The following is a 289-nucleotide window of genomic DNA, read 5'->3' on the forward strand; positions in this document are numbered from 1 at the left end:
CTTACGCTCAACCGCCGCAACACCCGGCCAGATGCGCCAGGCGTCCAGCNTATCACCTAATTTGTTTTTTTTTTTTTTAGGGGCGCCCCCCCCCACCGAATCMYCCCCTGGGGGSGCKCCGGCGRCAGCGYCAGWTGTGAAMMASAGCKGCTTMCGCTCAACCGCCGCAACACCCGGCCAGATGCGCCAGGCGTCCAGCTGCCCTTGCACGCCGGCCAGTATCACCTCAGGGTTCGCTTGCAGCACCGCCTCCACGCTAACCTGCGGCTGTCTCTTATACACATCTCCG

General features: G+C 63.0%; 1 pseudogene. It reads right to left on the bottom strand.

The features are described 5' to 3' along the window. Positions 1 to 159: 159 nt before the first annotated feature. Positions 160 to 289, bottom strand: a pseudogene (locus ACQ4LH_RS21620) (cobalamin-binding protein); the annotation flags it as partial.

The organism is Pseudomonas peli (genome assembly GCF_050563605.1).
Taxonomy (GTDB): Bacteria; Pseudomonadota; Gammaproteobacteria; order Pseudomonadales; family Pseudomonadaceae; genus Aquipseudomonas; species Aquipseudomonas peli_A.